Source organism: uncultured Enterococcus sp. (genome assembly GCF_913775425.1).
GTDB lineage: Bacteria > Bacillota > Bacilli > Lactobacillales > Enterococcaceae > Enterococcus_G.
Map to the genome: position 1 here is coordinate 1 of NZ_CAJYIS010000051.1, position 13043 is coordinate 13043.

At 39.3% G+C, this 13043-nt stretch carries 11 protein-coding genes and 1 pseudogene; 2 read left to right on the forward strand and 10 right to left on the reverse strand.

What is annotated here, in order from left to right; all coding sequences use genetic code 11:
- From QZ413_RS05435 to QZ413_RS05465, 7 genes and pseudogenes are all read right to left on the reverse strand, one after another.
- A pseudogene (locus tag QZ413_RS05435) lies at positions 1-602 on the reverse strand (oligoendopeptidase F); the annotation flags it as partial.
- Between the two features lie 97 nt (positions 603-699).
- On the reverse strand, positions 700-1638 hold the full coding sequence (locus QZ413_RS05440; protein WP_297077300.1) for a competence protein CoiA: 939 nt from the start codon (positions 1636-1638) through the stop codon (positions 700-702).
- 67 nt (positions 1639-1705) lie between these two features.
- On the reverse strand, positions 1706-2437 hold the full coding sequence (locus QZ413_RS05445) for an adaptor protein MecA (RefSeq protein ID WP_297077301.1): 732 nt from the start codon (positions 2435-2437) through the stop codon (positions 1706-1708).
- A gap of 209 nt (positions 2438-2646) precedes the next feature.
- The gene (gene spxA / locus QZ413_RS05450) at positions 2647-3045 is read right to left on the reverse strand and encodes a transcriptional regulator SpxA (protein ID WP_035020428.1); all 399 of its coding nucleotides are present in this window, start codon (positions 3043-3045) and stop codon (positions 2647-2649) included.
- Positions 3046-3426: 381 nt separating this feature from the next.
- Positions 3427-5148 (reverse strand): ABC transporter ATP-binding protein, encoded by a 1722-nt coding sequence (locus tag QZ413_RS05455; protein WP_297077304.1) that lies wholly within the window; start codon positions 5146-5148, stop codon positions 3427-3429.
- A gap of 49 nt (positions 5149-5197) precedes the next feature.
- A complete protein-coding gene (locus QZ413_RS05460) occupies positions 5198-8359 on the reverse strand; it encodes an SNF2 helicase associated domain-containing protein (protein ID WP_297077306.1) in 3162 nt (1053 codons plus the stop codon).
- Between the two features lie 95 nt (positions 8360-8454).
- Positions 8455-9099, reverse strand: a complete 645-nt coding sequence (locus QZ413_RS05465) for a 1-acyl-sn-glycerol-3-phosphate acyltransferase (protein WP_297077308.1) — start codon at positions 9097-9099, stop codon at positions 8455-8457.
- Between the two features lie 128 nt (positions 9100-9227).
- Here QZ413_RS05465 and QZ413_RS05470 point away from each other — a divergent pair, with 128 nt between their 5' ends.
- Together QZ413_RS05470 and QZ413_RS05475 are read left to right on the forward strand one after the other, a co-directional pair.
- Complete coding sequence (locus tag QZ413_RS05470) at positions 9228-9974, forward strand: tRNA1(Val) (adenine(37)-N6)-methyltransferase (RefSeq protein ID WP_297077310.1); 747 nt, start codon at positions 9228-9230, stop codon at positions 9972-9974.
- On the forward strand, positions 9971-10243 hold the full coding sequence (locus QZ413_RS05475; protein ID WP_297077311.1) for a GIY-YIG nuclease family protein: 273 nt from the start codon (positions 9971-9973) through the stop codon (positions 10241-10243). The genes QZ413_RS05470 and QZ413_RS05475 overlap by 4 nt, the downstream gene beginning before the upstream one ends.
- 18 nt (positions 10244-10261) lie before the next feature.
- Here QZ413_RS05475 and QZ413_RS05480 read toward each other — a convergent pair whose 3' ends face one another.
- The 3 genes from QZ413_RS05480 to QZ413_RS05490 form a co-directional block, all read right to left on the reverse strand.
- Positions 10262-11473, reverse strand: coding sequence for a chloride channel protein (locus QZ413_RS05480; RefSeq protein WP_297077313.1), 1212 nt, complete (start codon positions 11471-11473; stop codon positions 10262-10264).
- Positions 11474-11538: 65 nt separating this feature from the next.
- Positions 11539-12102: an elongation factor P gene (gene efp / locus QZ413_RS05485; RefSeq protein ID WP_297077314.1), complete on the reverse strand. Its 564-nt coding sequence runs from the start codon at positions 12100-12102 to the stop codon at positions 11539-11541.
- A gap of 110 nt (positions 12103-12212) precedes the next feature.
- The gene (locus QZ413_RS05490; protein ID WP_297077316.1) at positions 12213-13031 is read right to left on the reverse strand and encodes a MetQ/NlpA family ABC transporter substrate-binding protein; all 819 of its coding nucleotides are present in this window, start codon (positions 13029-13031) and stop codon (positions 12213-12215) included.
- Positions 13032-13043: the final 12 nt, after the last annotated feature.

Consider the following 13043-nt stretch of genomic DNA (forward strand, 5'->3'; position numbering starts at 1 on the left):
TGTGAGAGTTGGATCTCCTGACCATTTTCATCTTTGATCGTTGGAAATTCTAAATCCGCATTATTTAATACTGAAAAAATCGTTCCTGGAGAACCAAAAATCTCACCCGCACCTGCTAATAGTGCCTCTTGATCAGCTGGCAACACATGCGCGCGCGCAGCAACCAAGGTTTCGATGTAATGGCGATAATGCACAAGTTGTGTTTCTTCAGTAAAATAACGCTCTAGTGTCTCATCTGACAAGGACAAGACTTCCGGTTCAAACCAAGATAAGCTTGCCGAAACTTGTGAAGCTAAACTGCTCGCGCGAGCGTATAATGCCTGATACATCGTGTTTGTCGTATCTTGGTCATTTTTTAAATGGCTGTACACATATAATGTTTCTAGTTTTCTAGAAATCGTTAATACATATGTCAAGGCGTCTAAAAAAGCAGTGGCGCCATCGCCTAAAGTTCCTTTATAAGAGTCTGCAGCCTTCACTTCTTCTTGAACGACCGCATAGGCCTCTTCAAATGCTTGATCATCTGCAAAAATCGAAGTCAAATCCCACGTTGCATGTTCTGGTACACTTTCTCTAGTTGGTAATTGTGTTGTTTCTGACATCCAGTCCACTCCTTTTTCTTCGCTCTTGTTCTGTAAAATGATAGATACTCTCATCAATAACAGAATACTCTCATTTTAGCACAAGAAAGAACAGACGTCATGGAAAAGTCTTTTTAGCCAACTGCACACACTCATCAAACAGTGCATGCACGATATCCTCTCGATCTAAAAACGGATAGGGCCAAAGTGCGAGTTCATCCATCATCTTTTTTCGAAACGCTAAAAATGAATCACTCATCCTAAATAACAAACGATAATAAAGCAAGCGATGGCTAAATAAAATACCAAATTCACTAGTACTATACATCCAAGATTCCAGGTAAGCTAAGTGGCTACCATATACATAGCACTTTTGTTGTAATAAAACTAAATCACGGCGCTTAAAGGCTAATTGTTGCTGGATCCAGGTTTGATAAGTGACTGGTCTTGTTTGATGAGTGATTATTGACGCTCGTTCTTTCTTTCTAATTAAGTTGATTTGATTTAACTGATACGTGAGTCCTTGTTCATAGGACCAATGAAGATAACGAAAAATGAGAAACTGTTTACGAAAGACGTCTAGCCCGTACAAGAAGAAGCCATATTTTGGATCAAACCGTAAACAAGCTTGCTGTAGTTGGCTCAACCTTTTTGTCGGGTGCAGTCCTTGACCTAATATCCAAATCGGCTGATATCCATGAAGTAGATAATTATGCGTCCGTTCTAAAAACCGTTTGTGACTAAGCGGACTGCACTGAAATTCAATGACTTGGTCTTCCCACAGTAAATCCGGTCGTTGTTTTAGATCAGGTAGGTAGACCTCTAGAGTAAATTGTTGAAAAAAAGTTTGCAATAATAGTTTTCCTGCCAAATGCTCGTAAGTCTCTCCCTCGCTAGCTGGACAAGTCGCTTTTGTTTGATGTGCAAAATGTGGAATCATTTTCGTCCCTAATTTTAAGATGACTTTAGTCTGACAGACCGGACAATGATAGGAAAGTGTTCGATCTAACGTTTGATTGGCCAAATATAATGTCGTTCCCACTTGAGCAAGTAACATACGCAGTCTCCTTTTTAAAAAAACTACGCAAAAAAAACCGAATCAAAAAAGATTCGGTCTTTACGAGTTATTTTTTTGTTTCAGGCGCAAAATGCGTACGCAATGTTTCGATGGCATCATTTTCGATGATCAATTCCCCATGTTCTGCTAAAACATCACTTGTGGTAGATACTTTACGACCAAACTCACCTAAATGAGCTGTGTAGTTGCGAATCGCTTTTTCGGATAGATCTTCATCCTCAAATTTTACTACAAGATAATAAACATGATCCATCAAATACAATGTCGACGAAATATCATCAATCGCTACTTCATTGGCAAGCCAAATCGCAAGTTCAAAATTTGCAAACTCGATTACAACTGGTTTATGTTCTTTAGGCAATTTACTTTTGTCCACCTTGCCTTCTTCGTTATCTAATTTTTCGCTAAAGATCTTTTTGATTTCATCATCTGATAATTCTTCAAATGCTTTGGTCGTATCGATATTATCATCGCTTTCCCACCATTCAGCTTCTGTGTCTTCTTTTGAGAAATCTTCAAATCCTTCTACTGCGTCTTGTGGGAGACTCTTACTAATGAACAATTCTAAGCCATCACCTTTAGGTAAGACTTGGAACGTCACGGCTTCGCTTCCTTTAAACTCATCATCAATATCGACTTCTTCTAAAATACTATAGAAAAAACTTTCAATTTCTTTTTGATTGCCTAACAAATCTAAAAAAGTGAATCCTCTAGCAGCTAAATCTTCGCTTTTAATCAATACCCGTATGGTATTTTCGTTAATATGCTCCATTTCCATGTTAGCCACACCTCACTTTACGTATTCCTTCTTTGATACATGCGTATCGTTAACTTTATTCTACCGAAACCACCACAAATGTAAAGTAATTCCTCTCGTATTTCAAGTACGAATTGTAGTTTTGTTTTAATTTATTAACAATTGTTATTCGTCTTTGTCATTTGGGTACGAAAAAGGCAAGTGACGAGTCACTTGCCCATTTTCAAATTTTACAAACCTGCCATCAATTGCGCTTGACGCAATTCCAATTGGCGTACATCACGCGGCAAGAAACGACGAATTTCATCTTCATTGAATCCTACTTGCAAACGTTTCTCATCAACCATAATCGGTCTTCTAAGCAATCCTGGATTTTCTTGGACTAATTTTAGAAGCTCATTTAATGGAAGCTCATCAAGATCCATGTTCAATTTTTGAAAGACCTTTGAACGAGTGGAGATGATTTCTTCAGTTCCGTCTTCAGTCATTTGCAAAATCGTTTGCAATTCATGACTCGTTAACGGTTCAGAAAAAATGTTCCGTTCAACAAAAGGAATTTCGTGTTCTTGCAACCAAGCCCGGGCTTTTCTGCATGACGTACAACTTGGGGAAGTATAAAGTGTCAACAACGTAATCACTCCTTTATTTTAAGAAATGACGAAGTAGTTCGCCATTTCACTTTATTGTTTTATTATACAAGATTAATCAATAGAATACTACCTCTTTTTTTTGCACACTCGGAAATAACGAACATTAAAATTATTTACAAACGTTATTGTACCGGGTTTAATCAAAGGTTAAGAGTTTGTTAAGAACCCAAATTATTTTTTAATTTTTTTTACAGATCCATAAATAACTTGTGTACTTAAATACATTTAGAAAGCGTTACCTTTATGCTCAGTCCAAAACATTTGAAATAGTTCGTAACATTTCTCACGAGCTCATTTTATTCTAATTAGAATATGTGTTCTATAATAGTATGTTTTAAACCATTCTGTCAAACAAGTTGTCTAGGCCAACGAACGAAACTGCGCATCGTATAATTTTTGATACGCACCTTTGTTTGCTAGCAATTCTTCATGGCTGCCTTGTTCGATGATCCCATTTGGACTAACCACGATGATTCTATCTGCATGTTGGACCGTTGCCAAACGATGGGCAATGATCATCGTCGTTCTGCCTTTGGCTAAAGTATCAAGTGACTCTTGGATGACTTGTTCAGTTTCTGTATCGAGCGCTGAAGTTGCTTCGTCTAAAATCAAGATCGGTGGATTTTTTAAAAACATCCGCGCGATCGCCACTCGTTGCTTTTGCCCACCAGATAGTTTCACACCACGTTCACCAATGATCGTATCTAAGCCTTGATCCATTTGTGCAATAACTTGCTCTAAATGCGCAAGGCGCACTGCTGTTAAAATCTCCGCTTCTGTTGCGTCTAATTTTCCATACGCGATATTCTCACGAATCGTTCCGGGAAATAAAAAGACATCTTGTTGGACTGTGCCGATATGTTGGCGTAACGAAGCCAATGTAAACGACTGGATATTTTGGCCATCGATGGTGATCTGGCCAGTAGTCGCTTCGTAAAAGCGCGGCAATAGATTACATAATGTGGTTTTGCCTGATCCACTTTGTCCAACAAAGGCAACTGTTTCTCCTGCTTTGATTTCTAGTGAAAGATGACTCAATACTTGATGAGCATTTCCATAAGCAAATGAAACGTCATCATATACGATATCTCCGATAACGTGCGTTAAGCGTTTGGCATCTTGATGATCTTTGATTTCAATCGGACGATCGAGCTCTTCAGTGAAGCGTTTAAATCCGGCGATCCCTTTTGGATAACTTTCGATCATTGTATTGATTTTTTCGATTGGACGGACAAATACATTAGCTAGTAAGATAAAGCTGACAAATTGTCCAGTCAACAACTCCCCTTTGATCGTATAATAGGAACCAAAAAGTAAAGCAAACAAGTTGATCAAACGAATAAATAAGTAATTATACGAGGAACTAACGGCCATGACTTGGTAAAAGCGGATTTTCGCTTGACGATAGCGTTCGCTCAATTCTTGGAATCGTGTATTTTCAAAGTGTTCGTTGGCAAATGATTGCGTCACTCGAACACCGCTTACAGCCGCTTCTACTCCAGAATTAAATTCACCGATCGTATCATAGATATCAGTGTTGACTTGTGTCATTTTTTGATTGAAAAAATAGAGCGCAAAAATAATAAATGGAACTAAAATGATCGTCGCGATCGCAAGTGCGGCATGCATTTGATACATCAAGAAAAACGCACCAGTCATTGTCATAATCGTGATAAAGATGTCTTCAGGTCCATGATGGGCAACTTCTGATATTTCAAACAAATCCGTTGTCAAACGACTGATCAATTTTCCAGTTTTTTGATTGTCGTAATACGTAAACGACTGCTTTTGTAAATGCGTAAACAATTCTTTTCGCATATCGGTTTCAATATTGACTCCAAGTTTATGGCCAAAATAGACGACGATATATTGTAAACCAGTATTGATCAAATAAAAGAGTAATAAGCCTAAACAGGCCAATAAAATATACCGAAAATTATTCATCGGCATGATCCGATCGATCACCACGTTTACCGCAACTGGAAACGTCAGTTCCAGTAATCCTGCTAATACAGCACAACCAAAATCCAATAGAAATAACTTACGATATGGTTTGTAATAATTAAAAAAACGTCTAAACACTAGTTTCCTCCTATAATGAAAACCGCAGCTAGGTTCAGCTGCGGTTTATTTATTCTTCTCCGATACTTAAAATCAAGCGAATATCTTCTTCTGTCATTTGTTGAAGCTGCGTTTCATTTCCTTGGATGACTTTTTGGAAGAGTTCACGTTTTTCATTTTGTAACGTATTCATTCGTTCTTCGATCGTACCTTCTGCGATCATGCGCCATACTTCGACTACTTTTTCTTGTCCCATACGATGCGCGCGACCTGCTGCTTGTTCTTCAACTGCTGGATTCCACCATAGATCATATAAAATGACCGTATCCGCACCAGTCAAGTTCAGCCCGGTCCCACCAGCTTTTAATGAAATCAAGAAGACATCGCCTTCTCCTTCATTAAAGGAATCGACCATTTCGATCCGTTCTTTTGGTGGTGTACTTCCACGTAAATAAAAGTGAGACAACCCGATCTCATCTAAAGCTTGTTCGATCAACGTCAACATACTCGTAAACTGTGAAAACAGCAATACTCGTCGATTGTTTTCTTTTGCTGCTAACAATAGATCTTTGACTTGCTCTAATTTACCAGATCCACCGGTATAATCCTCAACAAATAGTCGTGGATCACAACAAATTTGACGCAAACGCGTTAACCCAGCTAAGATACTGATGCGATTTTTCTTAAAGGTCGCAGAATCCATCTGGTTGATCTCATCTTGCATTTGACGCAAGTAGGCCAAGTAGATGGTTTTTTGCTCATTGGTCAGCCCACTATAGTAGTTGGTTTCGATTTTTTCTGGAAGATCTTTTAACACATTTGTTTTATCCCGACGTAAAATAAAAGGTTGGATCATTTGCGCGATTTCCGATGTCGCCAATTGACGATAGGTGCCACGATTTGGGAAAAATCCTGGCATGATCATTTGAAATAGTGACCATAGTTCATCTAAATTATTCTCGATTGGTGTCCCACTCAAGGCAAAGCGATGCGTTACCTTTAAAGATCGCAACGCTTGTGCTGTTTTGGTCCCACTATTTTTGACCATTTGCGCTTCGTCTAAAATCAAATAATCTAGAGTTGCCTCTTGATAGTGATCGATATCGCTACGCATACTTGCATATGACGTGATGTAGATATCTGCTTTTTGTGCGAGTTGTTGCTCGCGTTCTTCTTTGGTTCCACTGACGACCATGACTGAAAGATCTGGCGCAAATTGTTTGATTTCTTGTGACCAGTTGTACGTCAAACTGGCTGGAGCCACGATCAAGGTATGCAAGATGCCATTTGTTTGTTTTTCAGATAGCAAATAACAAATCGTCTGCAACGTTTTTCCAAGTCCCATCTCATCAGCTAAGATCCCACCAAATTGATAGTGACTTAGCATCTTCAACCAACGAAAACCCGTTACTTGATAGTCGCGTAATGTCGCATTTAACCCTTCAGGTAGCGCGACTTCATAGGTTTCAGGATGCAATAAGTCTTGTGTCATTTGTTTAAAAGACGAACCATACTGGACTTTTTCACCTAATGTTTCTTCTAATAGCAATCCTTGATTTTTAGGAATTTTGACGACACCATCTTCTAATTCGAACCCTTGGCGCAATTGTTGTAAGACTTGGGCGGTTTCTTCAAACGCTTCCGTTTCAAACGAGACGATCTGACCATTTTCTAAAGTATAAAATTGATCTTGTTGCAATAAACTTCTCAAGACTGCGTCGACTTCATGTTCACCGATACCACTGACATCAAATTTTACCGCTAACCAAGAAGATTCTTCATCAACTGAGATTTCTGGTGTCACGAAACGACCGTCTAAATACAATTCTCGTAGTTTTTTCCCCATACGAACATCGCCTATCTCACGTAAGTACGGAATTTCTGAAGCAAAAAAGCGGAATAACGCTTCTTTTTGAGGAATCGGTTTTTCAAATCCCGTCTCAGTTGGAGTAAATCCTAAAGTCTTCATGCGATCACGTGCTTGTTGTTCACGCTTTAGATCACGTAAGACTTCTTTTGAACCATCAACTGCTGTATTTTCTGCTTCATCTGTTGAAAACAAACGATCCTCATACGTAAAATGGATCTTTGCGTCGATCATTTGTCTGCGTTTTTTCAATAAATACGTAATCCGTAACGGAAATTCAGCCACGATTTCATGAACTTCTGGAGCAATCGTTACCTCGGCAATCTCTTCTAATAAAGGTACGATCTGACGAAACATCTCCGATAGTTTTTCTTTGCTGTAGACGACTTTAGCATCGTCCAAACGTTTTCTTAACTGATCCATCGCCAAATAGACTGTTACTTGACGTGGGGTCAATATGTACCACGTCCGTTCTTTGATAGCTAAATTATAGTGTTGAAACAATTGGTCAAAACGATCTTGTAACTCTAAGACGAACTGATCGGTTTCTTTCGTCACAAAAAAGGCTAACGGACGGCCACCCGTAACTAATTTAGGTACATACGTGGTCGCTTCTTTCGTCTGGAATAGACAAGTGATCGGTTCACAAATTTCAAGGACTGTGCGCAACTGTTCTACTGGTAACAAAAAGTATTTTTTATCTAGTTTTCCTTTGACTTGAATCCCCATCTGACCAAGCAGCTGTTGCGTTTGTGTCAGCTCATTAAAATAAGCCAATACCTTTCTTGTCGCTTCATCAAATACATGGTGTGCCAAGACAAAGGTGTGTTTTTTATTGGCAACATAGCTTTTTTCTTCCATAAAGACTTGCAAAAATTTAAATACATTTTTGACCACATACTGGCGTTCATTCACTAAGCCGACTTTTAGACTGACACCTAACACATCGAGCTCATCATGATACGGATTGGTCTCAAGCCCTTCGATCAACACTTCGATCGACAGTTGTGGATGTGGTTGTGGGGTCTCGATTTGCAATCGGCTTAAGCCGTTTGTAAACATATCTGAAGTCGAAAATGTCACCGGAGCGGCATCTTTAGGCAACTGCCTAGTCTTACCTTCTTGTCGCAAATACAATTCCACAGCAACCGTATGTTTGCAATAATGGTGTTCTTCCCAATAAGGACATTGACAAAAGTCCTCTTCTTTTGCAGTCGCATCTAAATCGACTTGGTACAATTCACTACCAAGGACTTGAGCATGCCAAACTTGTTGCGCTGGATCAGGGGTCACAGAAAGGACACGATCATTTTCGAGGTATTTTCTGCCCTTGGCAATGATTCGTTCTGGAATACTCCACTTCATTCATACTACTCCTTTCGTCTACCATCTAAAAAAGATTCTCTTGATATTATACCATCTATTCCTAAAAGAAACAGAAAAAGCCCAGTGAAAAATCACTAGGCTTCCTCTTTTTTATTTTCTTGCGCTTCGATTTTGTATACAAAATTTGGATCAATTGCTTGATCAAGCCCGTCAAATGCTTGCTGGATACGGCGTTCGACTTCCATCAAACCTTGTTCATCTACTTTTTTGATATCACTCAAATCAATCGGCTCACCAAAACGAACCGTGACGCGTTTACGTAAAAATAACCCTTTAAACGTCAATGGTCCTTGATACACACAAGGGACAACGCGTACTTTTGCCATTTTAGCGATCAAGGTCATTCCACCTTTTAGTTCAGTAGAATGTCTTGTTCCACTAGGAAACATGATCAAACTTAAATCAGTATTTTTCAAAATTTTAACTGGTGTTTTGATCGCACTTGGTCCTGGTTTTTTACGATCGACTGGAAAAGCATTCGCATGACGTAGGATAAAGGCCAAAACAGGATTTTTGAACAATTCGACTTTTGCCATAAAGGCGAATTTTTTCGGACGTCCAGCCATCGCCAAATACAACGGATCCCACCATGTACGGTGCGGGGCAACTAAAATATAATTTTCTTCTTTTGGGAGCGCCTCTTTATTCTCATAATGAGCATTGCCATTGATGATAAAAAACACAAAGCGCACGACTCCACGCATAAATGTAAAAAACATGGGCATTTCCTTTCTCGTTTCTACAAATAGTATGCAAGAAATTCGACTACTTGACAAGTACTTTTACCGTTTCTTATTTAGAAAAAACACGTTATAATGGCTAGCGTATACTAGAAAGGAGTCCATTCATGGTAGAACTTTATCCAAATGAGAGAATCGATCAATTATACGCTAATGATCGAAAAATCATCCAAAGCGATGAGGTCTTCTCGTTTTCACTTGATGCTGTCTTACTAGCCAATTTTCCACGGATCCCAAAACGAGGAAAAATCGTGGATCTTTGTGCCGGTAATGGAGCAGTCGGCTTATTTTTAAGTCAACGAACATCTGCTGAGATTATTCAGATCGAATTACAAGAGCGTCTAGCAGATATGGCGAAACGTAGCATTTTATTAAACGAATTAGAACAGCAAATGACTGTCCATACACTCGATTTAAAAGATAGTCTAACAGCTGTGCAACATGACTCCGTCGATCTTGTGGTCTGTAATCCACCTTATTTTGTTGACGCACCTGATCACAAAAAAAATCCTAATCCACATTTAGCGATTGCGCGTCACGAGATCACAACCACACTCGATCAAGTCATCAAAAGCAGTAGTCAACTCTTAAAAACAACTGGTCGACTCGCCCTCGTTCACCGTCCTGAACGTTTTTTGGCGATTTTAGAGACGATGACAAAATACAATATCATCCCTAAACGCGTGCAATTTGTCTATCCTAAAGCAGATAAAGATGCAAATATTCTATTGATCGAAGGGATTAAAGGTGGCAAAAAAGAAGGATTCATCGTCAGCCCCCCACTTTTTACACACGATCAAAATGGAGCGTATAGTACTGAAATGCACACAATGCTTTATGGTGAAGATCGATGAGTATCCATTATTTCTACGTATTAGAATGCCAAGACCATAGCTTTTACGCAGGCTACACGATCGACCCAAAACGGCGTTTAACCGAACATAACGACGGTCGCGGTGCTAAATACACCCGACTGCCTTCAAGACGCCCTCTTCAGATGATCCACTTAGAATCCTTTGATACCCGTTCACTTGCCATGAAAGCGGAAGCGGCCTTTAAAAAATTAAGCCGTAAGCAAAAAGAACAGTATCTAAAAAACACTCCGACTCTGCCATTACCTTAGACAGATCGGAGTGTTTACTTATTTTTCTAACCAAGCAATCTTTTGTTGGCCATAAATACTTTGATTAAAATTGAAAGCATACGAAAAGGCACAGGCGATAAAGAAAAATGGTAACGTCTCATATCCAAATACTTCTGCACCAATAAAAATAGGTGCTAAAATCGTATTCGTGGCACTACCAAAAACACTTGCATACCCTAATGCTGCGATGAGTAAAACTGGAAGTCCTAAAACTGAAGCCAATACGACACCTAGTGTAGTTCCGATCGCAAATAGTGGTGTGACTTCCCCACCTTGAAATCCGGCACTCAATGTGATGACCGTCAGTAGTAGTTTCAGCAGCCAATCATAACGATAAATGGCTTCAGAACTAAATGTTCCTTCGATCAAATTCATCCCTAAACTAGCGTAACGTCCATTGAAAAACAAGAGGATCAACAAGCCCACAAGCGCTCCGACGATCAAAATACGTAACATCGGACTTGGTATCACTCGTTGTGTTAGTTGCTTGCCTTTTTTTAATAAGTAAGCAAATAATGCACCACATAGTCCAAATAAAATTCCACAGATTACAATCTTGACAAACACGATGGGTGTGATTGAAATATCCGGTACGATCTCAAAATGAAATTTTTCTAACCCGAGTAAATGAGACAAACTACTCGCTATAAAGGACGCGACAAGTGTAGGAATCAAGACTTGATAACGCATTCGTCCTACGACTAAAACTTCTAATGCAAAAAAAATCGCCGCGATCGGTGTCTGAAACAATCCTGAAAATCCAGCAGCCATCCCGATGACCACAAATTCCCGACGATCGATACGCTTTGATAATGAACCAAACCACTGACCGATCGTGCCACCGATTTGGATTGCAACACCTTCACGACCAGCACTTCCACCAAAGAAATGCGTGATCCAAGTACCGACTGTCACAAAAATCACCAAACGTTTCGGAATCTCAACGTCCTCTCCATGACCGGCTTTAAATACTAGATTCATCCCTTGTACACTTTCTTTTCCATAGCGCAAAAAGAAAAACATAAAGATCAAGCCCGCAGGACCTAGTAATAAGAAAATCCACGGTCTCAATTCATGAGAAGTTGCGATCAACCATAATAATACACGTCCAAATAAGACATCTAAGCCACTTACGATCACGCCGATAGCGATGCTAATAAACAGCAAGCTCGCCCAACGATCGATGCGGTCTTTTAATAATTCTTGCATCCTATTTCCTCCAACTTAAACGAAAAAAGCTGACTATGCCGCAAGCGGTACAGTCAGCTTTCGTATTATTTGCTTGCGCGTTTTACGTAAGTACCTTCTGCGGTATTGATTTCAAGTGCTTCGCCAGCTTCTACGAAATCTGGTACGTTGACAACTAAACCAGTTTCCATTGTAGCCGGTTTACCAGAACCCGTTACTGTTGCCCCTTTGATTGAAGGTTGTGTTTCAGCAACAGTCAATACGACAGTTGTTGGCAATTGGATCCCAATCACTTCATCACCAAAGAATTGGATTTTCACTTCCATGTTTTCTAAGATATATTTCATTTCGTTTTCCACAGTGTTTACTGGGATTTCGTATTGATCATATGTACCTAGATCCATGAAGAATGCTGTATCGTCCATTGTGTATAAGTATTGTACAGTATTGGTATCGATGTGTGCTTTTTCAAATTTTTCTTCTGGACGGAATGTTGTATCGTAAGTCGCGCCAGAACGCACATCGCGTAATTTCATACGCATTACTGTATTTCCTTTACCTGGTTTGTGGTGACTTGCGTCTAATACTTTAATTAATTTACCGTCTTGAACAAATGTCATTCCAGCTTTTAAATCGCTTGCTGATATCATGTGAACGTCTCCTTTGTGTTTAAATAGTCCTTAGTCATTGTACCAAAAAGTCCAGTATTGCGCTAGTTTCATTCGCTATTTTTCACAAAAGAGCCATAATCACACTTTTCTTAAAAGGCAACTAACAATGTATCGCTATGCTCATCTTCTAAGAATTTTTTCACCGCATCACTTGTTACAGCTTTTTTCAATGCTTTGATTTTTTCAGAATCTTGGTTGTCTTCACGAGCGACTAATTGGATCGAAAAACGGCTATCTGGTGTTTTTTCTAAAAAGAGCGCATCACTTGGTTTTAACCCGATTTTAGCGATATATGTTGGATAGTTATAAACCATCGCGACATCTGGTTCGCTATACGCTTCAGCTAAATTCAACAGATCAACAGACATGAATTCAAAGTTTTTCGGATTTTCGACGATATCTTTGACAGTACCGTTAGCACCCACACCATCTTTTAACGTGATGATACCATAGTCATTTAAAATAGCTAAGGCACGTCCTTCATTTGACACATCACTTGGTAGTGCGATCTTACTATTTTCAGGTAATGCGTCGATCGAATCATACTCTTTTGAATAAAATCCTACTTTGGCATCGTAGATTGGTTGTAACGCTACTAAAGTCGCATTCTTTTCTTGATTGTATTTTTCCATGAATGGTTTATGTTGTGCTAGACTTGCATCGGCTTCTTCACCCATAACCATATCATTATACGCGACATTATCATTTACTTGAACCAATTGGATATCCCAACCATCTTTTTTGGCTTCTTTTGCGGCTACTTTTACGATATCGGTCATTGGAGGCGCTTGTGCGGCTACTTTAATGACTTTATCTTCTTGTTTGCTATCGGTTTTCTCACTTGTCCCACAAGCACCTAATCCGATCATTGTTGCGAATGCTACTACACCTAATACCCATTTTTTCATGTTGCTTTCTTC